A 26,477-nucleotide genomic window follows, 5' to 3' on the forward strand; every position below is an offset into this window, starting at 1 on the left:
GCCAAGGCGACGCCTGCGGATTCTGACTCCTTGCAGGCGATGATTGATCAAGCACGCCCTAACGATACCGTAACCATCCCGTATGGTTTGTACAAAGGTCCTATCCGCATTACCAAGCCGATTCAATTGGTAGCCAATGATCCCGTGAAGATCATCAATCCGACCGAGGAAGAGGCAACGCTCACGATTGAAAGCGACAATGTGAGTGTGCAAGGAATCCATATCGTGGACAAGCGAATCAACAGTGACGTAGCCGCTCTTGTCATCCGTGGCGATCAAAACTTCCTGGAAAATGTCATCGTTGAAACGAAAGGGATCGGTATTCAATTACGACAAGCAGACTACAACACGCTGCACAACGTTCAAGTCATTGGAAAAATCAAAGGTGATGGCAGCCCAACGACCAGTACGGGACATAATCACGGGGCACAGCCCGAAGTAAAGCCAAAGCAAACGGAAAAAGCGAAACGAGGAAACGGAATTGACGTGCGTGAATCGGATCATAACCGTTTCATTAAAAACCAGGTGACGAATGTCGAAGATGGCTTTTACGTCGAAAATAGCGATCGAAACCATCTGGAACAAAATCTGGTGACGAGCTCGCGGTACGGCTATCACTTCATGGGCACCTCTGATACGACGGTCATCAACAACATTGGAATGGAAAATGTGACAGGCTCCCAGCTTATGGAGTCGCGCAAATTGACGGTTACCGGGAATCAATTTTTGAAACAGCAAAAAAATCCTGGTTCACAAGGAATTCTACTCATTACCGTACAGGATACGCTGATTGCCAACAACACGATTGAGGGCAACCGGGTTGGACTGTATTTAGAGCAATCATCCGGAATTACGGTCAAAAACAATTTACTCAGTCTCAACTTTATCGGCATGCAGTTTTTGTCCTCTTCTGACAACGTATTAACCGATAATCAATTTGTCTCAAACGTCATCCAAGCGCAAGCCCAGGATAGTCAGAACAACAACTTAAACAAAAACTACTGGGACAATCTGCAAGGACTCGATGTGAACGGGGATTCCCGCAGTGATTTGCCGTACGAAATGAATCCTTTTTACCTGGGTTTGACCGATGCGGTTCCTGCCTATCAGTTGTTTTTCCAAGCCCCGGGATTTGTGTTTCTGGAAGGCTTGTTTACTAGCGGAGCCGGCTCAGCAATCAAGGATGCAACTCCTTTAATGCAACCCTCGGACACTGTGCTCATTGAATCGGGGCAAACGAGCAGTTGGGGCGCAGGCATTTTTGGACTTATCTTGTTAGTAGGAAGCTGTTGGATCATTTATATAGGAGTGAGAAAATCATGAACAAAATGAAAAAATGGGGTACAACAATCGGAGCAATTATCGGCATTAGCCTACTTATGGTCGGCTGCGGAAGCGAAGAGCCAAAACCTGTAGATATCGCGGAAGGCGTAGACAAATGCGACCTTTGCAAAATGCATGTCCCTAACGATCACAATGCTACTGAAATCGTCTTAAAAGATGGAAAAGCACTGAAATTCGATGATCTCGGCTGCATGTACAACTGGACGAAAGAGAATGGAACCGATAACGTGGCTGTACAATTTGTCCGCGATTACTACACAGCAGAATGGACAAAAGCAGAGCAAGCTACCTACGCTTACGACAAAGACTTCAAAACGCCAATGACCTATGGCATCTATTCTTTCAAAGAGAAGTCTGCTGCAGACAGCTTCGTTCAGGAACAAAAGAAAGGCATTGTCATGAGTGCGGAACAGTTGAAAAATCATAGCTGGGAAAATGGCATGAGCAAGCACATGAACAAAGATGGTCAGTCTTCCGAAGGTCAACATAATGGCGGTCACGAAAGCAAGCCAGCCGATCACGGAAGCAACAGTACTGCCCCAACCACACATAACTAACAGAGGGAGTGGAGTCTTTGCACATCAATCTGATTGCCAAACGAGAAGTGAAGGTAGGCTTTCGCAATCCATGGTCCTACTCGTTTATGGCTCTGTTCTCCCTGTTTAGTTTGGGACTCTTGATCATCCAATCGCAGTCCTACATGAAGGGTTATACGTACACGACTGGTACCATGCTGAATCTGATTTTGTATTTGCTGCCACTGATGACGATGCTTCTCTCCTCTTTTTCTTTGACGGCGGAAAAAGAAGAGGGAAGCTGGCAGCTCCTCTCTACCTACTCCATGACGACCTTTTCGTTCCTGGTGGGGAAATACTTGGGACAAGCACTCGTGTTAGTCGCGATTGTCAGCTTCGGGTATGGGTTATCTGGTGTGGCAGGGATGCTGCTAGGAAAAAGCTTTGCATTCTCGACACTTTTGTTTTTGCTCGCCTTTTCCATTTGTCTCATTCTGCTATTTTTAGGTATAGCCATGCTGATTGGCGCCATCAGTAAAAACCGTTGGCAGGCTTTGACAATGGGGGTCAGCATCTGGTTCTTCTATATTCTGGCATGGCCTACTCTTCTCATCTCTGTGCTCAGCTTCGTCCCTTATACATGGATCAAGCCCCTGCTTCAGCTCGCAACGTTTCTCAACCCAGCAGAGTTTGTACGAATTTTTTCCGTTGCCAGATTAGGCGGTGGCTCGATCTTTGGACCTGAATACTACAAATGGGTATACTGGGCTGATTCTCCGCTTGGTGATCTCATCTTTGTCGCACTCAGTCTGCTCTGGATCAGCGCGACCTTGTTCATAGCCATCCGGGTATGGGAAAGAAGGTAATGCAATGAATATGTTAGGACTTACTATCGACCAGGTCACCAAGGAAATCAATGGAAAAACAATCGTCCACCCATTCAGTATGAACATTGAACCCGGTCAGGTCGTTGCCTTATGCGGCGGGAACGGCGCAGGGAAAAGTACGATCCTGCGGATGCTGGTCGGTATTCTCCCGCCTTCTTCGGGAACCATTCAGCTAAATGGGTTGAACTGGAACGATAATCGCGTAGAATATCTGCAAGAAATCGGTTATATGCCAGATCACTTTACATTTTCTGCCGGACTTACCGCCAAAGAAACGCTCGAATTTTACGCTTCCCTACGCAATCGCACCCCAGAAGAGGCAGATCGCCTGCTGAAAATGGTGGGACTGCATGAAGTGAGAAACAAACGGGTGTCTCAGTTCTCCAAAGGCATGCAGCAGCGTCTCCTGTTTGCCCAAGCGATATTGGCCAAGCCCGCACTCGTCGTCCTCGATGAACCGACCAACGGACTCGATCCGTATTGGATGGATGCCTTCGTCGATCTCGTGCGGGAAGTAAAGCTCGCGGGTCAATCCGTTCTCTTTACGACGCATCAGCTACAGGTGGCAGATGCTGTGGCTGATCGAGCTATTTTCTTGATGAACGGGAAAATCGTGCGTGATGGCTTGATAAAGGAGTACCAGCAGCAGTATGGGGCAATTGGTTTATATGGTGCCTTTTCCGAGCTTGTGAATCAGACAAAGGCATGAATAAAAAAACGCGGGAGCTTTGATCGTTTAGATCGGCTCCCGCGTTTTTGCTATTTATAGCGCCTTTGCTTCCATATAAAAGACAGATAAAAACTTTTTCACACTAATCCGGCACTTCGTCGTTTTTTCGCCCGCCTCCAGTTCTTGCATCCGTTGGCGAATTTCTTGAAAGTCAAACAGTCTTGGTGCAAAGTGTTCAAAGGTCGGGTTGGCATAATCGGTCAAGCCTAATGAGGAAAGATGCGTAAAGGCTTGCAGGACCATCCGGCGAATCCGTTGTTCCATGGCACGCACCTCTTTGGTAATTCCATGCTCATCCAAGCTGGCATGTACCTTCAGCAGAATTTGTGTGTACAGTTCCTTGAGCTGCAATTCGTGCAGCTTGTCTCCTTGTCGCTCATCCTGTTCGAGCCATTCCATGATCAATAACAGATCGGGAGCACCAGCTTCACTCGCAATCCCTAGCTGCAACAGCAGTTTTCTCGCTTTTTGAGCAAGGATGTCCTGATCGGACGACTGACTTTTCAAGCCGCTGGTATGCGGTTCTTTTGCTTTGACGTCCAGAATTTGCAATGATTTGCGGATGGTTTGCAGAGAGGCTTCCAGCGACAAGTAATCCGATACCCGTTTCAGCACAGCCATCACTTCGAGGCGGTTGATCGGCTTTTGAATAAAGGTATCAATCCCTTGCAAATAAGCCTCCCCGATCATTTCCTTGTTCTCTACCTGTGACACCATAATGAAGCGGCCCGCGAAGCCATCTGCCTGCAACTTTTTGATCGTTTGAATGCCATCAAGCCCCGGCATCAACAAGTCGATCAAAATGACATCGACCCCGTACAGCTGATCAATCGATACGTGACTGCCGTCGCTGGCTTGTCCTACAATTTCGCCCAACCCGCTGTCTTGAATAATCCGTTCGAGCATGCGGCGAACTACCGCATCGTCTTCAATTAAAAAGAAACGTATCATTGCTTACACTCCCTCCTTTCCGAGCAATTGGTCGGTCGGAATTTGCACTTCTAAATGCGTCATTTGCTTTTGATCAGGTAAAATACGCAAGCTTCCTTGCAGGCTTTGGACAATTCCGCGGGCATGCGTCAGTCCAATTCCGGTAGAGGCATTTCCCTGTTCATCGTATTTCGTCGTATACCCGGGCTGAAACACCCATTCCTGCTCTTCCAGCGGGATTCCCGGACCACTGTCAAGTACACTGAACACCAGATGACGATGAATCAGTTTTACATTCAGCTCAATCCTTCCCGACGTGGGAATCGCCTCTACTGCATTGGCTACCAGATTGTTTAGCACGGAGAGCAGCGCATAGATTTGGCTGGTAGACAGGCTGACGTTACAGCTCCACTCGATCCGAATATCCTTTCCCAACATCTCTGCGTATTTCTGATTCGCCCGAGCAACCAACTCACACAGTTCTTTGATCGGCAGCTGTGGTGCCAGTCCCTCCTGATTGATCAGCTTGGAAATCCCCGCCAGCATCCGTTGTGAATCTTTTTTCACTTCATGCACATTCTCGGCAATCGCCAAGGCCGTCGGGGATTCCGCATGATCCGAGGTGAGCAAACGCCTGTAAAGCTGGTAGCTCTCGCGCGTGATTTCCTCCAGATGCGTCATCGATTTGCGCAAGTAAAAGGCTTCTTCATACAGCTCCGTATTGATCATCCGCAGACGCTCCAACTCTTGCTGACGCACCTCTCCCACAGCCCGCAACTGCCTGATCGAAAAGCTGTTGTACAAGCCGACAGCAAAAAAGCTGCGCAAAACCCCAAAGAAGAGAAGCATCAAAAAGCTCTGCCAAGTAATCGGAGGAAAATCAGTGAAATACTGTCGTACCTGAATCTCTACCACATTGGAGATAAAATCAATGGATGCACCTATCAGCCCCAACCATAGAGGGAACTCGCGATAGCTACGCGCACGGAGCAAATAAAACAGAACGGTAAAGCTGAAATAGTAAAAGGCGGAGGGAAGATGCGCAGCCACACTCTCCATGTACGGACGGTACGCAAAAAAGACATCCATTCCGACGCGAAATCCGAAGATAAACGTCCCTGTAAAAAATCCCGTCAACAATACAGGTACGGACGAAAACCACAGCAATCCAAAAAAGAAAGCAGCGATGCCCAATGAAAAACGAAAAGACCCTCCTACGGGGTTTACCTTCATCTCTCCAAAAAAAGCAGTTGCCAGCATGATAATAAACAGGATCAAAAGGCGTTCTCGCATAGCTGCTCCTTTCATACGGAAAAAGATCTCCTATTCTTATTTTACTAAGAATCGGAGATCTGCAAAGATAAAACGCTTAAGCGTGCTTGTTTTCCAGTCGCTTGGAGACGACTGACAACGCGTAGTTGACGACAAAGTACATCACTGCCACCATCAGGAAGGTCGGGATGACGTAGTTGACATTGCGTCCGTTGATGATTTGCGCATGGTTCATCAGCTCAGGCAAAGCGATTACGACAGCCAGCGACGTATCCTTCAAGAGCGAAATGAATTGGCTCACAATCGGCGGAACCATTCTTCTGAGAGCCTGTGGCAGGACAACATGCCACAGTGTCTGGACATAATTCAGACCAGAAGAACGTGCAGCTTCAATCTGTCCTTTTTCGACCGAATTTAAACCGCTTCGCACGATTTCCGACAACATCGCTGCTTCGAATATAACCAACGCCAGAACAGCGGCCCAAAACTTGTCCAGCTTGAATCCCACTTCCGGGAGAGCAAAATACGTAAAGAAAATAATCAACAAGAGCGGCAAATTGCGAATCAGCTCTACGATTGTCCCGAGAACTTGTGAGACTCCGGGAATTTTTGCGTAACGCAAAACCCCTACGATAATCGCAATAGTAAAGCTGAAGACAATTGACAAGAAAGCAACCTGCAAGGTGACCCAAAAGCCTTCGAGCAGGAAGGTCAAATGACTGGGCGCATAAGCTCCGGTAAAGTCCATGATGTCCCCTCCTTCTTAGCGGCTTCCAGCCAAGCGTCGCTCCAAATAACTGACGAACGCGCTCAACGGAAGGGTCAGAATCAGATAGAAAACAGCTACAAAAATGTACACATCAAAGGTAACAAACGTATCAGCGGAAATCAGATCCCCAAAATACATCAGGTCAAGACCTGCAATCACACCTAATACTGAGGAGTTTTTTACGAGATTGATAAACTGGTTGCCCATCGGCGGGATCACGACCTTGATCGCTTGCGGCAAAATGATATAGCGCATCGTTTGTCCGTACGTCAATCCCGAGGAACGAGCGGCTTCTGTCTGTCCTTTTGGAATCGCCAGAATGCCTGCGCGGATCGTCTCCGCGATAAATGCTGCCGTATACACTGTCAAGCCAAGCGTACCTGCAATAAAAGGCTCCAGCACGATACCAATTGCCGGTAGACCCACAAAAAAGAGGAACACGACGAGAATCAACGGGATATTACGCACAAACTCAACATAAGCCGTAGCGATCCACTTGAGTGGTCGAATCGGAGAAATCCGAAAGATCGCAAAGAGCGTCCCCAGCGCAAAGCTCCCGACGAGAGCAAGCAGGCTCGCCTGCAAGGTGTTCCAAAAGCCTTCGAGATACATATCCATGTGATCAAACAAGATAGAAAAATCGATCATCTCTTATGCGATCCTCCTTGTGTGCAAAATTCAGTTGGGGATATAAGGGAATGAGCGGCAGAGTAAACCGCTCATTCTTTATGGAGTCGAACCGCATTATTTTTTAGGTTTTGTTCCGATCCATTTTTCATAAATCTTGTCGTATTCACCGTTTTCTTTCATTTCTTTCAGCAAATCGTTCACTGTTTTCACGAATTCAGCGTCACCCTTGCTGATTGCAATACCGTATGGCTCTTCCGTGAAGGTTTCTTCGGTTACACGGTAGTTCGGATCTTGCTTCGCCATGCCGTACAGGAGAGCGTTATCAGTTGTCAGCGCGTCACCTTGACCAGCTTTGAGTGCTGTGAAGGCTTCCGCGTAGTTTTCGAATTCCAGTACTTCTACGTCAGGAGCACTCGCTCTGATGTTTTTCGCAGAAGTAGAACCTTTTGCAGTCACGATTTTCATGCCTTTTTGCATGTCTTTCAGACCGTTGATTGAGCTGTCCTTTTTCACCAGGAAAGATTGACCCGCCAGGAAGTACACGTCAGAGAAGTCTACTTCTTTTTTACGGTCTTCCGTAATGGTCATCGTTGCGATGATCGCGTCAATTTCTCCGTTTTTCAGCATCGGGATACGTGTTTTGGAGGTTACTTCCTTCAGTTCGATTTTGTTTTCGTCCCCGAGTACTTTCTTCGCAATTGCCTTCGCAATATCGATATCGAAGCCTTCTACATTTCCGGTTGCCGGATCTTTCAAGCCGAACAAGTTCAGGTCGTACTTCACTCCGACTACGAATTTGTCTCTTTCTTTGATTTTTGCCAATGTGCCTGTACCTGCTGCAGCTGGTGTACCTTTTGCACCGCCTTCTGTTGCACTACCCCCACCACAGCCTGCCAACGCAGTTGCACTCAGCATGAGTACGAGACCCATACCTGCCACTTTTTTCCACAGCTTGTTTGCTTTCATCTGAATTCCCCTTTTCTCTATCGTTATATTTTTTAGTGATTCAAAATCCGGCTCAAGAACAAACGCGCACGCTCTTCGCGCGGACTTGCGAAAAACTCCTCTGGTGTAGAATCTTCGAGAATCGTTCCCTGATCCATAAACACGATGCGGTCTGCCACTTCGCGGGCAAAGCCCATTTCATGCGTCACGACCACCATCGTCATGCCTTCCTTCGCCAGCTTCTTCATAACGTCGAGCACTTCGCCGATTGTCTCGGGGTCAAGTGCAGAGGTCGGTTCGTCAAACAGCATGATTTTTGGTCGCATGGCCAGTCCGCGTGCGATTGCGACGCGTTGCTGTTGACCGCCAGATAGTTGCGTTGGGAACATTTCTGCCTTTTCCGGAATCCCTACCTTTTCCAAATAGTAGAGAGCCGTTTCTTCGGCTTCCTTCTGCGATACGCCCAGTACCTTGGTTGGTGCCAGCGTAATGTTTTGCAGTACGGTCTTGTGCGGATATAGATTGAAGTGTTGGAAAACCATGCCGATGTCCCGACGCAGCTTGTTGATATCGGTGTTTTTATCGTTCACTTTCACCCCGTCTACCACCAGTTCTCCGCTTGTAACCGTTTCCAATCTGTTGATGCAGCGAACCATCGTGCTTTTACCCGATCCTGACGGGCCAATGACCACGACGACTTCTCCCTGGTTGATATGCAGGTTGATGTTCTTGAGGACATGAAAGCTTCCGTAATGTTTATTTACTTGATGAAAACTGATCAACCTTAAATCCCCCCTGCTCTATGTCTTATTTTGTATACTAATGTCGAACTACTCAAAACTACTGAAAAAGACAAAGAAAAGTTTTTCTGTTTACAATTTTCTAATAACACACAATAAAAAAACAAAGTGAACCTACCAGTCGAATGGGAGCCAATATATCATGTAAGACCTGAATGGAGGCCGGCCTATGAAAGAGGAAAATGTAAAGCCTTGGCTCATCCGGATGCGTCAAGGAGAGGAAGAAGCTTTTCAAGAAGTCTATCGAGCAACTCGCACGTACTCCTACAACCTGATCTATTTTCTGGCGCCGCATAAACAGGATGTAGATGACATGATGAGTGAAGTGTACGTGGAGTTGATTCGAAGCATCGACAGGTACGATGTGGAGCAGCCCTTTATCCCATGGTTCAACGGATTGATTGTGCGGCAGGTTCGCAATTGGAATCGAAGCATTTGGCGAAGATTCCGCCTGCTGGAGCGGGTAAAGGAAAAAGGCTACGAAGCACCTGTTGCAGGTATGGAGGATAAGCTGGGGGCGATCAGTGATGAGCTGGAAGTCATTCCCGCCGTAGAGAAATTATCCTTCAAGCTCAAGGAAATCGTCGTACTGCGCTACTACCAAAACTGTTCCTTGGAGGAAATTGCCGCGATTCTTCAAATCCCGCTCGGAACGGTGAAATCGAGACATCACTTGGCGATGAAAAAGTTGAGAGAGCATTTTGAGCATCGAATCAATCGTGAGGAGGCATCTTTTCATGTTCATTGAAAAAAAGCTGAGAAATGAGTATGAGTGGGCAGCAGGGAAGGTCCACGTTGATCCTGCACTGGACAGCAAAATCGAACGAATAGCCAAAAAGGAGCTCGCTGGCAAGCAGCGTTTGCACAGAGAGATGCGCTTTCGGCCAAAGCTGGTACATGTTGCAGTAGCGTTCGCCCTCACGACTGGTTTTGGCTATGCGACACACAGCTTGTTGTACAAAATTGATGAAGGCTCTGTCCTTATGGAAGTTCAAGCACACAAGGATTTTACATTGACGCAAATAACCCCTAAAGAAATACGGCTGGAATTGGCAAACGTAGAGAACAAACTGGCAACAGGCGAAACGGCCCTCGTCTATTTCGCAGCGCTTGCAAAAGAGAAGCACCCTCTTTTTCAACAAACCCCCATGATCGGCATAGAAAAGCCGGATGTCGTGAAAGATTGGAAGGCATGGACTGCCGTCCTTAGTGAAGAAGCTTCTCTCTCCCATGCGCTGCCACACCAGCTTCCTGATAGCTTCTCATTCCTTGAGGGCAAACAAGGTACTCCGTATGGCGTCATGATGGGTCAAGAAGGCCAGCAGTGGCTGCATGAGCTTCAAGAAGAAAGCAAGGAAACAGGTAAAAATGTCGTATGGAAAGTTGTTCCACAGACGACTTCTCCTATCGAAGCCTATACGAGCGTGTATGAGAACGAGCAGAAAGAACGCATCTTTGTCACGGTCGAGAAATTACCGAAAGAACAGCTAGATGTACAATTGAGTACACCAGAAACAACAAAATACGATGCAATAGCTATCAGTGGAAAAAAAGCGCATTACACGAAAAATGACCAGTTCTTGTTCAGTGAATCCGGTCAGTATCAAGAGCTGTCTTGGTTGGATCAAGATGGAGATCAACCGATTATGTATCGTGTAGCTACCGATTCGCCAACGGTTTCCAAAGAAATGCTGCTCCAGGCTGCAAGAGCAAGCCAGCAGTAACAAATAGGAAAAAAGATAAAAAAACCAGTTCAACGCTCTTTATGCGATGACTGGTTTTTCCCTTTTAACCTATTACGCATTCAGATCATACAGTCCTGGACTGTGTTCATTTGGCTGTTCCGGCATGATAGGAACCGGGAAGCCCTCAGGTGGCGGAACTACTTCCAAACTGCCGCCATTTCTACTCGGTGACTGCCCGTTGAAGATTTCTCCAATACGAGTGTTATCCAAGCGGAAATTGAACTGAGCATTGTGGAAGCCCATTTCGACATACTTGCGGCACTCAGGATACTTGTTTATGTCGTAGTTGGGGATAGGGAACAGCTTGCCCCAGTTCACGCCTAATGTCTCCAATGCCTTTGCGAAGGCGTTTTGATGGGCGTTATCCCGAACGATTAGGAAAGCAAGCGTTTCACGGAATGTTTTGTTCGAGCTCATTTCGTAAATGCGTGACTTTTGCAGGACACCGGTTGATTCCAGCACCAGGTTGTCGAGAAGATCGCTTATCAAATTTCCATGATTATACACATAATTCCCCATCCATGGATTTCCTGCTGCATCGACGGGTAAGGAGCTTTGCGCACCCACGATGAAATGGTGCGGGTTCGCGTGCTTGACTGCCTCATCAAGCGGTGCTCCGTCAACCCCCGCATTACCGGGAACATCTTCACCACTCCCCGTCAGCAATTGATTAATCGTGTGCTGTACAAGTTCCACGTGCGCTATTTCTTCCAAAAAAACACCCCGAAGCAAATCACGATACGGAATGGCATTCCCACGGAAGTTGTTAGCCTGGAAAAAATATTGCATCATGGTACGCATTTCTCCAAAACGACCACCCAAAATCTCCTGGATGACTTTAGCTGCCGCCGGGTCTGGTTTATCTGGAACAATCATGTTAATCAAATCTTCCTTGTAAAAGTACAAAATGGATGACCTCCCACCAAAGTAGATGAATGCTAGGTCTTAGTTTGGATGATGACGATCTACTTTAACCGGAAAAAGCAAGAAAACGGCACTTGAATAAACCCGACTATTTTGTAAAACAGTAAGCACCATAAGGACTATAAAGGGAGGAGAATAAAAATGACTCGATTTTTAATTAAGGCTGCTGTTAACGGTATTATTGTTGTCACTTGTTTATGGTGGTTTGCAAATGCATCCTGGACATCCGCCATTTTAACGGCACTCGGCTTAACCATCATTGCCTATCTGATTGGCGATCAATTGATATTACGAGCTACCAATAATGTTACGGCCACGATTGCAGATGCAGTGATCGCTGGGATTTATTTATGGGCAGTTGCCAGATGGCTGAATTGGCCACTAAGTTTTGGCGAGTTAATCATTACGGTAGCCCTTTTAGGTGTGGCAGAACTTGTATACCATCGCTATTTGGGGATATACGATCATAATCGCGTCCAGAAAGAACCCGGTAAATAATTCTCCTCTTCCTTTGAGGGGATATATCCTGCCCCCCTTGTAAATCTTATCTTTGGGTTACATCACAAAGTTAGGAGAACCCGAATGGATATCAAAACTCTATTGAGTACCGGGAGGACGTTAATGGGTATTTTATCAGGCAATCCGCAAAATGAACCGATGCATTATGGCGAGGTATTTGGAGTATGGATGTATCTTTCAACAACAAAGGGCTTGCTTGCTAGTTATCAAACAGCGCTCAACCATACTGGTGATCATGATCTGAAAGGCTTCCTCGAGGACATTACGCGAAGCATGAAACAAGAAGTAGAGCAACTGGATGAATTGCTCAAAGTGAATGGGATTGGATTGCCACCTGCACCACCGGATCGACCAGTAGCGAATCTGGAAAGCATTCCGGCAGGTGCTCGTATAAGTGACCCAGAGATCGCTGCAGGTGTTTCGAGAGACATTGCAGCCGGATTGGTTTCCTGCAGTCAAATCATGGCTCAGTCCATCCGGGAAGATATCGGAATGCTTTTTGGTCAGTACCATGTTGCAAAAGCCCAATTTGGCCTCAGATTGCTCCGCATTTCAAAAGAAAAAGGCTGGTTAGTTCCGCCGCCTCTTCATATGCAAGCGCCAGAACTTGTCCATGCCTAATCTTGGTGATAAGCACTGTCTGATTGGCAGTGCTTATCGTTTTTACCTATTTTGAACTGGGGGATGCGCGATTGAAAAAAACAATGATCGGTGCCTTTCTCTTTGGAGTAGGTATCATTGGCATGCTGGACGGCATTATCTTTCATCAAATCTTACAGTGGCATAGTGTCGACATGTATGGAGATCGACACCATCAGATCATGAGTGACGGTTTCTTCCATTTATTCGTGACGGTTATCATTTTCATTTCGGGCATTCTTCTGTGGAAAAGCAACCCTGTAGGGACTGCGTACTATTTCTGGAGTAGTTTTTTCCTCGGAGCTGGTATATTTAACTTGATGGAAGGAATCGTTAACCACCATCTCCTGCAAATTCATCACGTCAAGCCGGGCCCGTCTCAATTCTTATACGATATTTATTATGATGTATTCGCACTTCTGCTGATTGGGATCGGATGGCTGCTGTATAGGCGCACAAAATCCAAATGAAGCCATTCCATTTTGTCGGTTAGCGAGTGGCGTGCTCGTACAATTTCCGCGCGAACTCCTCCATCAACTCTCGCTTAGCCAACAGCTTGCGCATCTGTTGAGGCAAGCCCTCTACTCCGTAATAGGCACCTGCCAATTGACCGTAGACAGCTCCCGTCGTATCCGCATCATCCCCGAGGTTTACCGCCAGGAACAGGCCTTCTTCAAAAGAACTACTGCTATAAAAAGCCCAAAGCGCCGCTTCAAGCGAATCGACGACATACCCCGATCCTTTGATCTCTTTTCTCGTTTTCTCTTTATAGGAGCCATTCGCAACACGGGCGATATCAGGATCAAGCGGTTGCTTTTCCCATAAACCCGCTACAGGAGAAAACGAATCAGCAAGCAACTCCTCTTTGGAAATACCTTGTAGAGCACCCACAAGCAAAGCCCCCAAAAAACGACAGCCGTCTACTGCCTTAGCCGTCGCGTGTGTCGTGCGAGAACTTTGCGCGCAATAATCAATGGCAAGCTCCGGTTGATCGGCATAATAGAGTGCGACAGGTGCTAACCTCATCATGGAGCCATTCCCTGCCGACATCGGATGATCCGATCCGCTAAATGGATTTTTTGTCTGCTCAAATCGCCACAGCGCCTCTTTAGTGATATTCCCGATATCGAAGCAATGATCCTTGCAGCTCATGTAACCCTCACGAAACCAGGCTACATATCGGTTCATCTGATCAACCGGATCGAAGCCGTTCTGCGTAATCAAGCTCTCAGCCAAGCAAAGAGCCATCGACGTATCATCCGTCCATTCCCCGGGTTTTAAATTGAACGGTCCTCCGCCGACCATTTCTGTAAGCGGCTCGAAAGTCCCCGGTTTGCGAAATTCTAAAGTAGTTCCGAGTGCATCTCCAGCGGCCAACCCTAGCAAACTTCCCGTATAGCGGTCAAGCAGTTCCACACTTTCACACACCTTTTTTCAGAATTATCTGTTCATATCAAACAAAGCATCTGGCAATGACATTTTGACCAACGTATTGTTCATTCAATTCATCTGTCGCTACCTTTTCTTCTGTGCTCGCAAGCGTGATAATCTGCGGCAGAACCAGCTTGTAACGGTCCTCCATCACGGTTTCAAGAACGTACTGTTCCTCTTCGTCCCACAAAAGAATTCCTGCCAAAATTCTGGTCTCCACACAGATCCCCTCCATTTTTTCTCTTTTGAATATGTACGAAAGACGGGTACAATGACCCGCCTTCTAGTGGCTTACGTAATGTGTATACTTACTGCTCTTTTTTCAGGCGTGCATCCAGAACAAAGTTGCCGAATGGCAGTAATGAAGCGATGAATGCCCCGATTACTTTCAGGAAAGACCATTTATTGGTCATTGTAACATGTGCTAACGCCAAAATATACAGGACAAAAAACAATCCATGAAGCGAGCCGGCAATTTTTACTGCGGCTGGATAATCCCAAAAATACTTGAGCGGCATAGCAATCCCGAGAAGGACCAAATACGAGACACCTTCGATCAGGCCGATGAGACGGAAACGTCCGAGGGCAGAGTTCATCATGTGCGGGTACCATCCTTGCCATTGAAATTACCACTATTATAAACGAAAAACTATCATAATGATGAAAATAGTCCAATGTTCATAATATAGTCAAAATCAACGGCCCCAAGCTTCTTCTCGGATGCGTTCCATCCAGCGCATCTCTGCCTGCAAATGCTCAATGGCACCGATCAGAATCGCTCGTGCTCCCCAGCTGAGTCTTTCTCTTTTTTCCTCCTGGATCGATTCCAATAATCCAGCTAACCGTCTTACCTCACGGATATTATCTTCCAAGGCCTCATCCATTTTTTGCGGATCACCGTACGAAGCAAAAGTAAGCGCCGCGTAAATCGGATTGGTCAGTTGCATCGGTTTTTGCAGTTCTTCCAAGAGAAGCTGTTGAAATTGCTCTTCGCCTTTTGGCGTGATCCCATACATCTTCTTATCTGGGCGGCTAGTTTCACGAATGACTTCTTTGACCTCAATCATCCCGCTCTTTTCCAGTTGGTCGAAGGCGTAGTAGAGGGAGCCTTTGGCGTATTTCATGTAACAATCCATCCCTCTAGCCTTCACCTGCTGCTGAACCTCATAGGGATGCTTCTCCCCTTCCATCAGCAATCCCAGAACAAGCAATTTTAGACTCATCACGATTCTCCTCTATCCGCGTTCCGGTTTCGGTGCGGAAGGCGATTTCCCCAGCGCCCGATCATTTCCCATCAGCAAAATGCACACGAGAGCAAGAACAGCAGGAACGAGTGCCCACATAAACGTATTCGCTATCGAAGAAGCGAGAATATCGATCATTTGATCCAAAACAGGAGCCGGAATGGATTCGCGCGCTTCTGGTGTCAAAATCGCTCGCGGGTCTGTCATGGCATTCGTCATCCCTTGACCCCCGAAGGCAGAGAACAAGCCGTTTTCAAACGAGTTACGTTGCAAGATCCCAAACACGGTGATCCCCAATGTCATCCCCAATGAACGGGAAAAAGAGTTCGTCGAACTGGCTGATCCTCTTTGACGCATATCAAAGCCATGAATCGCTGAAATTCCCAAGGTGGAGAAAGAGAAGCCCACGCCAAACCCTGCAATCACCATATAAAGCGTCACGATTGAACGAGGAATATCAGGCGTCAGTGTACTCAAAAGAAAAATACCTGGTATGAAAAAGGCGGCGGACAGAAGCATAATATTGCGGAAGCTGGTCTTCGTCGTCAGAAATCCTCCTACTTGGCTGCCAACAACCGAACCAAGCATCATCGGTGTCAACAGCAATCCGGCATTCGTCGCTGACCCGCCATATACCCCTTGGATAAAAATCGGCAGGTACACAGTAGCAATAATGAAAGCAGATCCATACAACAGTGCAATCGCATTTGTCGTGGCAAATAACCGCTTCTTGAACATGGAGAACGAAATAATCGGATCAGACGCCCGCTTCTCGACAAATAGAAAAATCACAAACAACAGGAAAAAGGAAGAGAACAGGCCAATAATCTGCATCGAATCCCATGCATATTGATTGCCTCCCAGCTCCAGTGCAAACATCAGACTCACTACAGCACCGACTAGCGTAATCGCTCCCCACCAGTCAATGCTTTGCTTGCGGTATTCCAACGATTCCTTGTAATACATCGAGATCAACCAGAGGGACACGGCACCAATTGGTACATTGATGTAAAAGATCCAGTGCCAGCTGACATACTCGGTAATATACGCCCCAAGCAAAGGGCCAAATACGCTGGACGTACCGAATACAGCTCCGAATAGTCCCGTCATCTTTCCACGCTTCTCCGGCGGGAATACGTCAAAAATAATCGTGAAGGCAATCGGCATCAGCGCTCCGCCGCCAATCCCTTGAATCGCCCGATAAATACTCAATTCAACGATGCTGTTTGCTGTCCCGCATAAAATGGACCCTAACAAAAATACAATGAGACCAAATACGTAAAAACGTTTTCGCCCATACATATCGGAGAGCTTACCAAATATCGGCATCCCCGCCATCGTAGCGACCATGTACGCTGATGTCACCCAAACAAATTTATCCATGCCGCCCATCTCACCGACAATCGTACCCATCGCTGTCGCGACAATGGTGTTGTCCATGGAAGCCATCAGGAGACCTAGCAGCAGCCCGGCTAACACCATATTCACTTTACTTTCTCTTGCAATCATTACTTCGCCCTCCTGAGTGGTCAAATCAAAGTACTATACGTTATTATATTCAAATTTGACTACATCCCCCCAAAAAATGCTCCTTATTCTCGGAGCATTTTTTCTGTTTATTATCGCCCGAATGGTGACGGGCTAAATGGGGATGGCTGCTGGGCTTGATTACCCTTCCACATTTTATACGCCGCTTCTGACATCGGCTCCACTGTCGGCTTAATCTCTCCAGTGAATGGATTCTTATTATAGGGGAGGTTAAATGTCCGTGTCCCGTCGCTCTTACGCAACAAAGAACCATCCGACAGCTCCACCCAACTGCTTCCTGGTCCTCCATCGTCTACGACATAGAGGCCGTTATCATCCCAGGCCGGGTTAATTGGCACGTTGTTTACCTGAGGACGTATAGTCTGCTTCTTGACTGATTTTGTTGAGGTTTTCGTCTTTTGTGTTTTCTTCTTCGGTTTACTCGTTTTTGCAGTTGCTCCCGCTTTTGTTTTTGGCTTCCCTTCGCTTTGTTTTTGCGCTGAAGCTGGTGTAGGTGCTGACACAGCCACAGGCTTTTCAACCGGATAGGCGGAAACGTTTGCGGCCCGCGGACTTTGATTGGCCAAATCCATAGCAGGTTTGGTGATACCTGCTTTTTGGGAAATAGACGCTGTTTTTGTATCCGTTCGTCCATCGGTTTTTACCGCGTGAATCAATGTCGGCCACAAATAGGCGTTGAAGCCTAGTAAAGCGACCATCAAGGCAATACCTATGATTTTTTTCATAATAAGGACTCCTATGACTGAATGATTGTGGTAATAAAGCAATGACTTCTGGCCTATATCAAAATTTTAGACGATTGGAAGAAAAAAGAAAACACCTTACATAAACAAACTCCTTCTCATGTTGGTTTTGAGAAGGAGTTTGTTTTGCAGGAGTTCCTTGGACAATTCATTTCTGAGCAGCTTCTCGCTTCTCGAAATGTTGTTTAATTAGCTCCATAGTGTGATCAAGCAAATTTTTGCCTCCCGTTTTCCCATGTCCGGGTACAACGGTTTCGATATGTGGATATTTTTCGATTACCTTCTGAACGGAGTCATCCCACTCCTCTACATTGGCATCAGAAAGATTTCCGAGATCCTTGGCACCCAATGCTTTGACGAAGCATCCACCAAATAATATTTTGGATTGGGGAAGCCAAACGGTAATGTTATCTTTCGAATGCCCTTCCCCAGGATAAAAGGCTTCTAAGATGGTGTCGCCTACCTTTATTACTGGCTTTTCATCAAGAGTCGGATTGGGGGAGGGATATCCATATTCTTTCGCAAGTTTTGCCGTCAAACGTGTACTGCGTACCTCTATTTTTTGATCGAGTAACGCACGGATACCTGAAATGCTGTCATCATGTGCATGTGTAATCAGCGCCAACACAACGTCTTTCTTCCAATGCTTCTTGATCATCTGTAAGAGCTCTTCCGTTTTTTGGGTGTCCCCCCAGGCTGTATCAATCAGGACAGGTGGGAGATGATGTTGTCGTTTGGGCAATCGTTTGATTAGAAAAAGCTGTCAAGACTACGGCCACTGTCAGGAACAAACTGCAAATCGTTTTACTTATCCATCCCCTATGAATCTTCAACCGAATCTCACCTTTCTAACGTCGATTTTACTTTTGCCTGTTTCAAACATCCAAGCGATATCCATATCGCGGAATCGTCGTGATTTGCTGCCCGTAGTGCCGAAGCTTTTTCCTTAATCGATACACGAGCGCATTGACTTCCACCCGTCCGACATCCGGGACATTCCCCTCATGTATTCGCTCCGGCCAAACGGTCAGCATAATTTCTTCAAAGCTAACGGCCTTGTTCGCCTTTTTGTATAGAAGCTTCAGCAAATCCATATCTTTTCCGGTTAAAGGCAGTCTATTTCCGTCGATACGAACTTCTCTTCTCTCCAAATGAAAATCCAAACCTGACAAAAGCGATGCGTTCTTCGGCTGCGTGAAAGGGATCTCTACCGTATCATCCAGTCTATTGACCTCTCGTAGAAAGACGAGCTCGGCTACCCCTTTTGACAAGCTGATTTGATCCCCGTGACGAAGAATGTGAGAGGAGTAATGAAGCGGCGTCCCGTTTACCTCTGTGCCATGCTTGCTTTCCAGATCGATAATTTTGTAATCGTTCCCGATCCTTTGAAAGGCTGCATGCATTCTCGAAATGTACGGACTGGAAAAGGTAATGTCCAGTTGAAAACTAGTCCCCCTCCGCCCGATTGTACAGCGATCCTTCGTGAGATATTTGCGCGTGGCAAATTGACTGGGGTCCCCTTTTTTTACGAGTAAGTATGCACCATTTTCTATCATCTGGTGATCACCTCACGTGTTGATCGTTTACGGTTTTGCAGCCGTCAGTGCGTCAACAACAATCTTGGTAGCTTCAGCAATGAGCGCATCATCATAAGTGGCGTCCTGCTTATCTCTGCTAGACAGTACTGCAATGACAATCGGCTTTTTATTCGGTGGCCATATGATCCCTATATCGTTTCGCGTTCCGTAACTTGCCGCTCCGGTCTTATCTCCGACCTTCCATTCTTTAGGAACGCCCGCTCGAATCAGCTTGGCTCCGGTCGTGTTGCCTTGCAGCCACTCGATAAGAATCTTCTGCTTGTCAGACGACAGCGCATCCCCTACCGTATAGGCTCGGAGGCTCGTTGCAAGTGCTTTAGGTGTGCTTGTATCGCGAATATCTTCTGGTTTTGCCTCATTCAATTCAGTCTCAAATCGCTCGGATGTCGTTACGCTATCACCAATCTGTCTCAGAGCTGATTCAAAGCCTTTAGGTCCACCCAATTCCTTGAACAACAGATTTCCCGCCGTGTTGTCGCTATAACGCACCGCAGCGTCTGCAACCTCGCGAAGAGTTATCCCGGTCGCGACGTGTTTTTCTGTGATAGGTGAATATGTAACGAGATCGTCCTTGGTGTAGGTGATGACTTTGTCGAGCTCTTCCAACGGTTTCTGATGCAAGATCGCACCTGCCGCTAAAGCCTTGTACGTAGAAGCAAAAGCGAACCGTTCATCTTCGCGGTAAGCAACTGCCAAATCTGTTTCGGTGTCGATCGCATATACGCCAAGCCTCGCATCAAACTTGTTCTCCAACGCTGCGAACTTTTGGTCCATTGCAGATGCCGGCGTTTCCGTTTTTCCGACAGGCTTTTCAGCAGAAGAGCAGCCAGTAAGCGTGAGAAGCGTGAGTAAAACCGTTTTCACTGTGAATCCGAACAGTCTCGATTGATGAACTTTCATGGATGTCAAACCTCTTTCTTGAATAGTATAGCCTTTGTATTACACACGTAATATCGTACTACATTTGTAATCAACTGATTTCACGATAATATTACACGTGTAATCCATTGCTGTCAATCTCCTTTTTCTTGCAAGATTCTTGAAAAAAAGACGCCCTTTCAAGCAAACTGGATAACCGTAAATGGTTTTTCCAAGTCAGCTAGAAAGAGCGCACTCTATTTTTTGGGATGATCGGTCGATGATTGTTTCGCATCCAATATGGAACGAAGCTCCTGAATCTCCTCGTCCGATAAAGATTCCTTCTGAATGAACTGAACAAGCATTGATTTTAGAGCCCCGCTGTAAATCCGCTGCAGAAAAGACTGTGCCTCGGCGTGCTGGCATTCATTTTGTGAGTACAGCGGATAGAACGTATAGACTTTTTGGTTTTGATTGACGCCAACAGCATTTTTTTGAACCAAACGATTCAAAAGAGTACGTATTGTTTTTGGGTTCCAATCCGTTTGACCTTCCAAGGAGGAAATAATTTCGTTGGCCGTCAGCGGTGACCTTTCCCATAGCACATTCATCACTCGCCATTCCGCTTCTGAAATACTTGGCATGGATGTAGACACTGAAGTCTCCCCCTTTCGAAAATAATGACTGTAAGAGCAAAGGCTAGTAGAGACCTTTCGCTTTCAAAATAGATAAGGTTATTTCTGCTGCTGCAGGTCCATTCGCGTCATCTTCGCTTTGTATATTGGTAGCAAAGAAGTAGGTGCCTTCCTCGTTCTCTACATACCCGACAAACCAACCGTTCACATCTTTTTGATTGACGGTGCCCGTACCTGTTTTCCCGGAAAGAATCGAACCCGCCTTTTTCGATAAACGGATGGAATCTTTCACCGTCTGGATATTATGTTCTTGAAAGCCAAACTTGTTTGTATAGAACGCTTTTAATAATTGTACCTGCTCCACCGGAGAAATCTTCAAGGAAGATTCTATCCAATATTCGCCGATTCCACCAGATGTATTGGCGTTCCCGTAGTTCAATTGTTCCAGAAAAGCTTGAATCATATCCGGTGAGATGTTCTTATCCATCTCTTTGAAATACCAGGTCGTGGAGTTTCGCATCGCTGTAAATAGATCTTGATCCCGGTTCCACTGCTCATATGGATAGTGGATTCCATCCCATTTTAGCTGGGAATCTTCTCTCGAAATCACACCTGTCTCCAGACCAAACAAGGAGAGAAAAATCTTGTAGGTAGAGTTGGGTGAAACTCGTTGTGTACTTCCTGCCTCGTTATAAATCCGATACTGGTCGGCTTTCAAATCATATAAGACAAAACTGCCTTCAAAGCCACGGAAATAGTTGTCCAAATCCTCGTAAATAGTTCGATCATCTTGGAAATGATAGCGGCTGCGATCGTCGGCTAATGCGGAACCAACAAGAACCTGACTGGCAACCAATACGACCACGATGGAAAAAATGACTGTGCTTTTCAGGTGCAACAGCTTTGTTTCCGCCTTGTGAGATGCGATTTTCTCGATGCGTTTTTTAACTGCCTTCTTGGAACCGTTTAGCTGATTGGCCAAAACGAGATTCCCGGCCCGACTTTCTTTATCCAAAAACTTAATGATGGTATGACCATATTCCAAGTAATTTCGCTTGTCTAAAAAGTTCAATACCGCTACATCACAAGCAATTTCACGGTCCACTCTCATTTCCCGAAAAGCCAGCCAAACCAATGGATGGAACCAATACAACAGCTGATACACGACGGTCACATAGTTCATGACGATATCATGGTTTTTTTGGTGCATGAGTTCATGCAAAAAGATATATTTCATTTCATTGATCGACAGCCATTCATCAAAATGACTGGGAAGGACAACGTACGTCTTAAAAACGCCAAACGTCATCGGAGATTTGACCTGATTGGATTGTGCCAACACAATATGCCGCGTTATTTTTACATCCTTCTTGCATTGTTCAAACAAATAAATGATTTCTTGGTTGGTAATCACAGATGCAGTCCGCTTGATCTGCTGGATTTTTAACCAGGCTGATAACGTGAAGGTAGCACAAACGAGCATCCCGACTACCCAAAAGCTGACGAAAATCGTAGAAAGGGAGTCTGATGTATAGCGACTTACCGACAACGTTAAATCCTGTACCCAATTCGCATTTTCAAACATAGGAGCTTGCGTGGCGAGCGTCGAGCTGCCAGCTTCATTACGTTGATGCATGCCTGAAACAAAAAGATTTCCAAAATCAAAAAAGTAGTTCGGGATGAAAACTGGCGTCAAAGCGACCAACAAGAGAAACCACAAATTGTATTTCCATTTCGCCGATAGCTGTGAGCGAAATACTTTTCGAATCAAGAAAATAAGCGCGATCGTGCAGGAAGAAACGATCAAGCTTATCACCACATGATTGACGAACATGCTACTTGTCTCCCTCCCTACTTATACCTAGATAAAAATAGAATCCGTATCAATTCTCCAGAGCAGCAGCAACGCTCTTCAACCTGACAGGATTCTTCGTGTCGATTCGCACAGTAGCTTCATTATGTCAAAAACGAGATCACGATACAAGTTATCATCGATTGGGTGAAAAAGGAAAACACCTTCTTTACAAAGGGAAGAAGGTGTTTTTAACATTGATTTAGTTTGTTTTCAAAACATCGTGATCGACGTAACGCTCGCCATTCAATTCGCTGATGATATTGATTGCAACCTTGGCTCCATCACCAGATGTAATAATCGTATGTACGCTTACTCCCGCGCACGTACCTGCTGCCCAAATTCCTTCAATGTTCGTCTTTCCTTGTGCATCGACATCGACAACGGTTTTGATCCGTGGCTCCGTGCCTTCTTTAGTTTTTACCCCAATCGCTTCTGCCAAAGTCACGAGCGCTCCAGTTGCAAGAATCACATGCTTAGCCTCAAAGCTACCTTTTTCCGCTGTCTCTACAAGTAAGCCTTGCTCTGTTTTGGTAATATTGCTCACTTGATCGGCTACCAGCTCCGCACCGAATTTCGCTGCTTGCTTTTTCCCGATCTCAATGAGGTCTGGGCCTGAGATTTCCATGATGCCGTAGTGATTTTCCATCCACGCGCGCTTGGTCATGCTTTTGTCATTATCAATCAACAACGTCTTCTTCCCTGCTTTTGCAGCAAACAACGCTGCACTTCCTCCTGCCGGGCCTGCTCCAATAATTACGATATCAAACAAAGAAATCTCTCCCTTCCAAAATAACTTTCACAACATAATTATATACTAAGTATGGTAAATGTGGCAACATCTATTAACTAGTTTATCCAGTGATTTTTATTTAGCGCCGAACGGAATACACCTTTATCTATTTTCAATGCAACACCATATTCAAAAAACAATTGATATAAGCATAAATTTATATTATTCTATTAATTGGTAAATATTTGAAATAGGAGGATTAGAATGATTGATTTTATCAAAAAAGGAAAAAGATTGTTTTTAACCTCTCTTGCCTCAATGATGCTATTCAGCACTGTTCTTACCTCTAGTTTTGCTGCTGAGACAGATGTATTAACCAAATCATCCGTGAATGAAATGCTTCAATACGAATTTTCAAGTGAGGTCATGTCAGAAGACAAAAATGATCTTGAAAAATCACTTACCGATACTTTCGACAACCTAGGCCTTGTTCTAAAAGGTATGAAATCCGATAGGGATCTTCAAGAAGCATTTTTAGAAAAGACTTCACTCGAAGATGACGTTAAAAGGGATCTGGAAGAGTATTTTTCCACCAGTCAAGATGATGAAAATGAGCTCAACAAATTGGTTAATGACGTAAAAGAGCAAATAGCTGAAAAGCCTTCGGTATTGCCTGAAATAACAGAAACTCTACTATTGCAAAGTGGCACAAGTTTTAGAAGCGAAGAAAAAGTTCAGCCTACCATATTACCCATTTTACTAAGATTTGCTCTTAAAGAAGCAGTCAAGAAAAAAATGGGGAAAAGGATACAAAGAATGGCTTATGATGAATTTGAAGAAAGAATAGAGTCTGAAATATGGGCAGAAGTTGAAGCCTTGCACGAACAATATGATGGGGATATTGATTATGACGGGCCAGAAGATAAGGGTGAAATAAATGGCATTAACCAAGGTGAGAAAGTTTTCAATATTATTAATAAGAGGAACAAAAAACACTTATTAAGATTTCACATGAACAGAGTAGATAATGGTAGAAGCATTGACTTCCATTGGCACAAAAAAGATGATAATTTTGAATGGCATCATGGTCAGATTAAAATTACGAGAAAAAATCAATTTCCAGAACATTGGGGAGAAGATTAATGGATAGGAAATCGAGATAGCCCGATTTCTCTTCTTCTTTAAGGGAGTGAGTGATGATCGAACTGCGACTAGGCTTTGTCATTGGCGAAAAAATTGATTGTAACAAAGTTCGTGAGACTTTATACGCGCATGAAAACAAACAGGCTGCATCTTGTAGAGTAGTATTAAACTTTATGGAAATGGACCCAGAGATTTTCTTAAGTCGTCCCTTTTCTTCCACCGAAGAGGTACACATTAAAGATCCCGATCTCCTTGAAGCTGAACTTTCCCAATTGTATGATTTTGTATGGGTTGAAGTATTAGGCGGTATTGAGAGACATGGGCACCCTTCCGTTACTATCTCTGATATAGAATATGAAGGTAAACTCATCCATACGTTAGACAATAGAGTGCTAATCTTCTTAAGAGATATCATTATTGACAATCACGGGAGAGAACTTCTTCGGAAAATTTGCCATGTCCCAAAACCACTACAATGTCTCATTCTACCAAAAACAGACGGTAAAACTCCATCCCCATCCTTTATTCTTGAAGAGATGGAACAATGGGTTCGCAAGTTGATTGCATACAAGGTAGATGATAAATAGGAAAGGGTATTCATGTATAGTTAATTTAGATACCCCGATTTTCTCTTCTTTTATAAGGAGTGTATGACAATTGAACTGCGAATAGGTTTTTTGATTGGTAAAAAATTGGATTTGAAAAGAATCAACGAGATTTTATACACCCATGAAAACAAACAAGCTGCATCTTGCAAGGTAGTATTAGACTATATGGAGATGGACCCAGAAATTTTTTTAGATCGTTCCTACTCTTCCACATATCCAATCCCTATTAAAGATCCCGATCTCCTTGAAGCTGAACTTTCCCAGTTGTACGATTTTGTATGGGTTTAAGTATTAGGGGGAATTGAGAGGCACGGGCACCCTTCTGTCACTATCTCTGGTACAGAATATGAAGGAAAGCTCATCCATACATTAGACAAGCGAATGTTCATCTTTTTACGAGACATCATTAGTGACGATCAAGGGATACAACTTCTTGAGAAAATCCTCCATGTCCCAAAACCATTACAATGGCTCGTCCTCCCCAAAAAGGACGGAAAAACTCCACCCCCAGACTATATCCTTGACGAGATGGAGCAATGGGTACGCAAGTTGATTGCATACAAGGTAGATGAATAAACAAGGAAAGGGCTATCTTAAACGTCTTGTAAACGGACAATGAGATAGCCCTATTCTTTTACGAAGATCGTGTAATCCAGAAGCGACGAATTAACAATCCATCGTCATCTGTACATTCTGACTCAAAAACTCCCCCGTTCTTCCGAATCGTTTTCTCCGATGCAACATTATCATAATCGCAAATCACCAGTACTTCCTCTATCCCCAACTCACTTGTGATGTGCAAGGCCTGCGCTAAAATTTCCGTCGCATATCCTTTGCGTCTCTCGGAAGGCCGAATTCCATATCCGATATGCCCGCTGTTTTTACGTAGACGATCGTTGAGACGATGCCGAATATTCACCGCCCCCACTATGCGTCGCTTCTCATTCACGAGCCAATACGTCGAATGAGGAACATAGCCATCCGGAAGATTGTCCTCGCTGCTTTCACTCTCCAGAAATTCCAGATACGCAGGAAAATCATAGGGCTCCCGATCCACCACCCACGGTACGATAGGTTCTCCGCTTTCTTTCCACTCTTCGTAAAAGGAAATATACTCTGCTTGAAGTTCTGCACAAGGCTTCGTTATATACAGTTGCCTAGCCATCGCCTTCACTCCCCTTGTACATTTTGGCGTAAAATTCTTTCTATTATATCTGCATAAAGAAAGGTTTACTAGCCTATGACGAAAAGCCACGTGGGAAGAAGCGCATTTCCAGTCAAAGCGCCTCTGGAGCCCAACTCAGCTTCGGAAAAAATGGCGGGGAATTTCAGCTTCACTGATATGAACGAGGACTGTCAATAGCATGACGGCCCCGTTTTTTCTTTTTTCTTGTTGCTTTATATGGAGAGGCGGGCGTGGTAGACTGCTCTGTTG

At 45.5% G+C, this 26,477-nt stretch carries 32 protein-coding genes; 12 read left to right on the forward strand and 20 right to left on the reverse strand.

Annotation, left to right across the window (positions count from 1 at the left end; genetic code table 11):
• Positions 1 to 30 precede the first annotated feature (30 nt).
• Genes M3630_RS26815 through M3630_RS26830 form a run of 4 tightly spaced genes read left to right on the forward strand, consistent with a single transcriptional unit; the run spans position 31 to position 3,455 of the window.
• Positions 31 to 1,323, forward strand: coding sequence for a right-handed parallel beta-helix repeat-containing protein (locus tag M3630_RS26815; RefSeq protein WP_483298480.1), 1,293 nt, complete (start codon positions 31 to 33; stop codon positions 1,321 to 1,323).
• Complete coding sequence (locus M3630_RS26820; RefSeq protein ID WP_251254114.1) at positions 1,320 to 1,901, forward strand: nitrous oxide reductase accessory protein NosL; 582 nt, start codon at positions 1,320 to 1,322, stop codon at positions 1,899 to 1,901. Before M3630_RS26815 ends, M3630_RS26820 begins: the two co-directional genes overlap by 4 nt.
• A gap of 17 nt (positions 1,902 to 1,918) precedes the next feature.
• Positions 1,919 to 2,725, forward strand: coding sequence for an ABC transporter permease (locus M3630_RS26825; RefSeq protein WP_064201759.1), 807 nt, complete (start codon positions 1,919 to 1,921; stop codon positions 2,723 to 2,725).
• A 4-nt stretch (positions 2,726 to 2,729) separates the two neighbouring features.
• Entirely contained in the window at positions 2,730 to 3,455 is a 726-nt protein-coding gene (locus M3630_RS26830; protein ID WP_232773613.1) for an ABC transporter ATP-binding protein, read from the forward strand.
• A 54-nt stretch (positions 3,456 to 3,509) separates the two neighbouring features.
• Here the strand turns inward: M3630_RS26830 and M3630_RS26835 are convergent, their stop codons facing one another.
• The 6 genes from M3630_RS26835 to M3630_RS26860 form a co-directional block, all read right to left on the reverse strand.
• Positions 3,510 to 4,427, reverse strand: a complete 918-nt coding sequence (locus tag M3630_RS26835; RefSeq protein WP_173608991.1) for a response regulator — start codon at positions 4,425 to 4,427, stop codon at positions 3,510 to 3,512.
• A 3-nt stretch (positions 4,428 to 4,430) separates the two neighbouring features.
• Positions 4,431 to 5,699: a sensor histidine kinase gene (locus M3630_RS26840; protein WP_251254132.1), complete on the reverse strand. Its 1,269-nt coding sequence runs from the start codon at positions 5,697 to 5,699 to the stop codon at positions 4,431 to 4,433.
• 76 nt (positions 5,700 to 5,775) lie between these two features.
• Positions 5,776 to 6,426: an amino acid ABC transporter permease gene (locus M3630_RS26845; RefSeq protein WP_173608992.1), complete on the reverse strand. Its 651-nt coding sequence runs from the start codon at positions 6,424 to 6,426 to the stop codon at positions 5,776 to 5,778.
• A gap of 15 nt (positions 6,427 to 6,441) precedes the next feature.
• Positions 6,442 to 7,095 (reverse strand): amino acid ABC transporter permease, encoded by a 654-nt coding sequence (locus M3630_RS26850; protein ID WP_088906220.1) that lies wholly within the window; start codon positions 7,093 to 7,095, stop codon positions 6,442 to 6,444.
• Positions 7,096 to 7,191: 96 nt separating this feature from the next.
• The gene (locus tag M3630_RS26855; protein WP_173608993.1) at positions 7,192 to 8,043 is read right to left on the reverse strand and encodes a transporter substrate-binding domain-containing protein; all 852 of its coding nucleotides are present in this window, start codon (positions 8,041 to 8,043) and stop codon (positions 7,192 to 7,194) included.
• A 32-nt stretch (positions 8,044 to 8,075) separates the two neighbouring features.
• Positions 8,076 to 8,804, reverse strand: coding sequence for an amino acid ABC transporter ATP-binding protein (locus tag M3630_RS26860; protein WP_007715956.1), 729 nt, complete (start codon positions 8,802 to 8,804; stop codon positions 8,076 to 8,078).
• A 187-nt stretch (positions 8,805 to 8,991) separates the two neighbouring features.
• Between M3630_RS26860 and M3630_RS26865 the strand changes: the two genes are divergently transcribed.
• Both M3630_RS26865 and M3630_RS26870 read left to right on the forward strand, forming a co-directional pair.
• Positions 8,992 to 9,570 carry a sigma-70 family RNA polymerase sigma factor gene (locus tag M3630_RS26865; protein WP_251254115.1) on the forward strand — a complete coding sequence of 193 codons (579 nt, stop codon included), beginning with the start codon at positions 8,992 to 8,994 and terminating at the stop codon, positions 9,568 to 9,570.
• Positions 9,560 to 10,546: a hypothetical protein gene (locus tag M3630_RS26870; RefSeq protein WP_251254116.1), complete on the forward strand. Its 987-nt coding sequence runs from the start codon at positions 9,560 to 9,562 to the stop codon at positions 10,544 to 10,546. The genes M3630_RS26865 and M3630_RS26870 overlap by 11 nt, the downstream gene beginning before the upstream one ends.
• Positions 10,547 to 10,618: 72 nt before the next feature.
• Here M3630_RS26870 and M3630_RS26875 read toward each other — a convergent pair whose 3' ends face one another.
• The gene (locus M3630_RS26875; protein ID WP_173608994.1) at positions 10,619 to 11,473 is read right to left on the reverse strand and encodes a manganese catalase family protein; all 855 of its coding nucleotides are present in this window, start codon (positions 11,471 to 11,473) and stop codon (positions 10,619 to 10,621) included.
• 159 nt (positions 11,474 to 11,632) lie between these two features.
• Between M3630_RS26875 and M3630_RS26880 the strand changes: the two genes are divergently transcribed.
• The 3 genes from M3630_RS26880 (at position 11,633) to M3630_RS26890 (ending at position 13,119) form a co-directional block, all read left to right on the forward strand.
• Positions 11,633 to 11,989 (forward strand): DUF2512 family protein, encoded by a 357-nt coding sequence (locus M3630_RS26880; RefSeq protein WP_251254117.1) that lies wholly within the window; start codon positions 11,633 to 11,635, stop codon positions 11,987 to 11,989.
• A 123-nt stretch (positions 11,990 to 12,112) separates the two neighbouring features.
• A complete protein-coding gene (locus M3630_RS26885; RefSeq protein WP_251254118.1) occupies positions 12,113 to 12,631 on the forward strand; it encodes a DUF3231 family protein in 519 nt (172 codons plus the stop codon).
• A 71-nt stretch (positions 12,632 to 12,702) separates the two neighbouring features.
• The gene (locus tag M3630_RS26890; RefSeq protein ID WP_251254119.1) at positions 12,703 to 13,119 is read left to right on the forward strand and encodes a DUF2243 domain-containing protein; all 417 of its coding nucleotides are present in this window, start codon (positions 12,703 to 12,705) and stop codon (positions 13,117 to 13,119) included.
• A gap of 19 nt (positions 13,120 to 13,138) precedes the next feature.
• Here the strand turns inward: M3630_RS26890 and M3630_RS26895 are convergent, their stop codons facing one another.
• The 12 genes from M3630_RS26895 to M3630_RS26950 form a co-directional block, all read right to left on the reverse strand.
• Entirely contained in the window at positions 13,139 to 14,065 is a 927-nt protein-coding gene (locus M3630_RS26895) for an ADP-ribosylglycohydrolase family protein (protein ID WP_251254120.1), read from the reverse strand.
• Positions 14,066 to 14,102: 37 nt separating this feature from the next.
• A complete protein-coding gene (locus M3630_RS26900) occupies positions 14,103 to 14,300 on the reverse strand; it encodes a hypothetical protein (RefSeq protein ID WP_229087967.1) in 198 nt (65 codons plus the stop codon).
• Positions 14,301 to 14,388: 88 nt separating this feature from the next.
• On the reverse strand, positions 14,389 to 14,679 hold the full coding sequence (locus M3630_RS26905) for a DUF3817 domain-containing protein (protein WP_047070474.1): 291 nt from the start codon (positions 14,677 to 14,679) through the stop codon (positions 14,389 to 14,391).
• A 96-nt stretch (positions 14,680 to 14,775) separates the two neighbouring features.
• On the reverse strand, positions 14,776 to 15,303 hold the full coding sequence (locus tag M3630_RS26910; RefSeq protein WP_173608998.1) for a PadR family transcriptional regulator: 528 nt from the start codon (positions 15,301 to 15,303) through the stop codon (positions 14,776 to 14,778).
• A gap of 12 nt (positions 15,304 to 15,315) precedes the next feature.
• On the reverse strand, positions 15,316 to 16,833 hold the full coding sequence (locus M3630_RS26915; protein ID WP_173608999.1) for an MDR family MFS transporter: 1,518 nt from the start codon (positions 16,831 to 16,833) through the stop codon (positions 15,316 to 15,318).
• 110 nt (positions 16,834 to 16,943) lie between these two features.
• Positions 16,944 to 17,597 carry a hypothetical protein gene (locus M3630_RS26920; protein WP_251254121.1) on the reverse strand — a complete coding sequence of 218 codons (654 nt, stop codon included), beginning with the start codon at positions 17,595 to 17,597 and terminating at the stop codon, positions 16,944 to 16,946.
• A 166-nt stretch (positions 17,598 to 17,763) separates the two neighbouring features.
• Positions 17,764 to 18,273 (reverse strand): subclass B1 metallo-beta-lactamase, encoded by a 510-nt coding sequence (bla, locus tag M3630_RS26925; RefSeq protein ID WP_251254122.1) that lies wholly within the window; start codon positions 18,271 to 18,273, stop codon positions 17,764 to 17,766.
• Between the two features lie 217 nt (positions 18,274 to 18,490).
• Positions 18,491 to 19,171: an FHA domain-containing protein gene (locus tag M3630_RS26930; RefSeq protein ID WP_251254123.1), complete on the reverse strand. Its 681-nt coding sequence runs from the start codon at positions 19,169 to 19,171 to the stop codon at positions 18,491 to 18,493.
• Between the two features lie 27 nt (positions 19,172 to 19,198).
• Positions 19,199 to 20,113 carry a BBI family class A beta-lactamase gene (gene blaBBI, locus M3630_RS26935; RefSeq protein WP_251254124.1) on the reverse strand — a complete coding sequence of 305 codons (915 nt, stop codon included), beginning with the start codon at positions 20,111 to 20,113 and terminating at the stop codon, positions 19,199 to 19,201.
• A 215-nt stretch (positions 20,114 to 20,328) separates the two neighbouring features.
• Entirely contained in the window at positions 20,329 to 20,727 is a 399-nt protein-coding gene (gene blaI, locus M3630_RS26940; RefSeq protein WP_173609004.1) for a penicillinase repressor BlaI, read from the reverse strand.
• Positions 20,728 to 20,770: 43 nt separating this feature from the next.
• Entirely contained in the window at positions 20,771 to 22,540 is a 1,770-nt protein-coding gene (locus M3630_RS26945; protein ID WP_251254125.1) for a BlaR1 family beta-lactam sensor/signal transducer, read from the reverse strand.
• A 220-nt stretch (positions 22,541 to 22,760) separates the two neighbouring features.
• Positions 22,761 to 23,330 (reverse strand): FAD-dependent oxidoreductase, encoded by a 570-nt coding sequence (locus M3630_RS26950; protein ID WP_047070467.1) that lies wholly within the window; start codon positions 23,328 to 23,330, stop codon positions 22,761 to 22,763.
• Positions 23,331 to 23,555: 225 nt separating this feature from the next.
• On the opposite strand from M3630_RS26950, the gene M3630_RS26955 reads away from it, so the two are divergent.
• The 3 genes from M3630_RS26955 (at position 23,556) to M3630_RS26965 (ending at position 25,330) form a co-directional block, all read left to right on the forward strand.
• Positions 23,556 to 24,434 (forward strand): YpjP family protein, encoded by an 879-nt coding sequence (locus tag M3630_RS26955; protein WP_251254126.1) that lies wholly within the window; start codon positions 23,556 to 23,558, stop codon positions 24,432 to 24,434.
• Between the two features lie 50 nt (positions 24,435 to 24,484).
• Positions 24,485 to 25,021 (forward strand): hypothetical protein, encoded by a 537-nt coding sequence (locus M3630_RS26960; protein WP_483298481.1) that lies wholly within the window; start codon positions 24,485 to 24,487, stop codon positions 25,019 to 25,021.
• A gap of 63 nt (positions 25,022 to 25,084) precedes the next feature.
• A complete protein-coding gene (locus M3630_RS26965; RefSeq protein ID WP_251254128.1) occupies positions 25,085 to 25,330 on the forward strand; it encodes a hypothetical protein in 246 nt (81 codons plus the stop codon).
• Between the two features lie 346 nt (positions 25,331 to 25,676).
• Here M3630_RS26965 and M3630_RS26970 read toward each other — a convergent pair whose 3' ends face one another.
• Entirely contained in the window at positions 25,677 to 26,207 is a 531-nt protein-coding gene (locus M3630_RS26970) for a GNAT family N-acetyltransferase (protein WP_251254129.1), read from the reverse strand.
• Positions 26,208 to 26,477 lie beyond the last annotated feature (270 nt).

This window comes from Brevibacillus sp. MER 51 (assembly GCF_023714195.1).
Taxonomy (GTDB): Bacteria; Bacillota; Bacilli; order Brevibacillales; family Brevibacillaceae; genus Brevibacillus.

Bases quoted from the DNA above. Each gene is read 5' to 3' on its own strand.
- M3630_RS26820 (WP_251254114.1), top strand. From the start codon at position 1,320: ATGAACAAAATGAAAAAATGGGGTACAACAATCGGAGCAATTATCGGC.
- M3630_RS26830 (WP_232773613.1), top strand. From the start codon at position 2,730: ATGAATATGTTAGGACTTACTATCGACCAGGTCACCAAGGAAATCAAT.
- M3630_RS26835 (WP_173608991.1), bottom strand. From the start codon at position 4,427: ATGATACGTTTCTTTTTAATTGAAGACGATGCGGTAGTTCGCCGCATG.
- M3630_RS26840 (WP_251254132.1), bottom strand. From the start codon at position 5,699: ATGCGAGAACGCCTTTTGATCCTGTTTATTATCATGCTGGCAACTGCT.
- M3630_RS26845 (WP_173608992.1), bottom strand. From the start codon at position 6,426: ATGGACTTTACCGGAGCTTATGCGCCCAGTCATTTGACCTTCCTGCTC.
- M3630_RS26850 (WP_088906220.1), bottom strand. From the start codon at position 7,095: ATGATCGATTTTTCTATCTTGTTTGATCACATGGATATGTATCTCGAA.
- M3630_RS26855 (WP_173608993.1), bottom strand. From the start codon at position 8,043: ATGAAAGCAAACAAGCTGTGGAAAAAAGTGGCAGGTATGGGTCTCGTA.
- M3630_RS26865 (WP_251254115.1), top strand. From the start codon at position 8,992: ATGAAAGAGGAAAATGTAAAGCCTTGGCTCATCCGGATGCGTCAAGGA.
- M3630_RS26870 (WP_251254116.1), top strand. From the start codon at position 9,560: ATGTTCATTGAAAAAAAGCTGAGAAATGAGTATGAGTGGGCAGCAGGG.
- M3630_RS26880 (WP_251254117.1), top strand. From the start codon at position 11,633: ATGACTCGATTTTTAATTAAGGCTGCTGTTAACGGTATTATTGTTGTC.
- M3630_RS26885 (WP_251254118.1), top strand. From the start codon at position 12,113: ATGGGTATTTTATCAGGCAATCCGCAAAATGAACCGATGCATTATGGC.
- M3630_RS26905 (WP_047070474.1), bottom strand. From the start codon at position 14,679: ATGATGAACTCTGCCCTCGGACGTTTCCGTCTCATCGGCCTGATCGAA.
- M3630_RS26910 (WP_173608998.1), bottom strand. From the start codon at position 15,303: ATGAGTCTAAAATTGCTTGTTCTGGGATTGCTGATGGAAGGGGAGAAG.
- M3630_RS26915 (WP_173608999.1), bottom strand. From the start codon at position 16,833: ATGATTGCAAGAGAAAGTAAAGTGAATATGGTGTTAGCCGGGCTGCTG.
- M3630_RS26920 (WP_251254121.1), bottom strand. From the start codon at position 17,597: ATGAAAAAAATCATAGGTATTGCCTTGATGGTCGCTTTACTAGGCTTC.
- bla (WP_251254122.1), bottom strand. From the start codon at position 18,273: ATGATCAAGAAGCATTGGAAGAAAGACGTTGTGTTGGCGCTGATTACA.
- M3630_RS26930 (WP_251254123.1), bottom strand. From the start codon at position 19,171: ATGATAGAAAATGGTGCATACTTACTCGTAAAAAAAGGGGACCCCAGT.
- blaBBI (WP_251254124.1), bottom strand. From the start codon at position 20,113: ATGAAAGTTCATCAATCGAGACTGTTCGGATTCACAGTGAAAACGGTT.
- M3630_RS26945 (WP_251254125.1), bottom strand. From the start codon at position 22,540: ATGTTCGTCAATCATGTGGTGATAAGCTTGATCGTTTCTTCCTGCACG.
- M3630_RS26955 (WP_251254126.1), top strand. From the start codon at position 23,556: ATGATTGATTTTATCAAAAAAGGAAAAAGATTGTTTTTAACCTCTCTT.
- M3630_RS26965 (WP_251254128.1), top strand. From the start codon at position 25,085: ATGACAATTGAACTGCGAATAGGTTTTTTGATTGGTAAAAAATTGGAT.
- M3630_RS26970 (WP_251254129.1), bottom strand. From the start codon at position 26,207: ATGGCTAGGCAACTGTATATAACGAAGCCTTGTGCAGAACTTCAAGCA.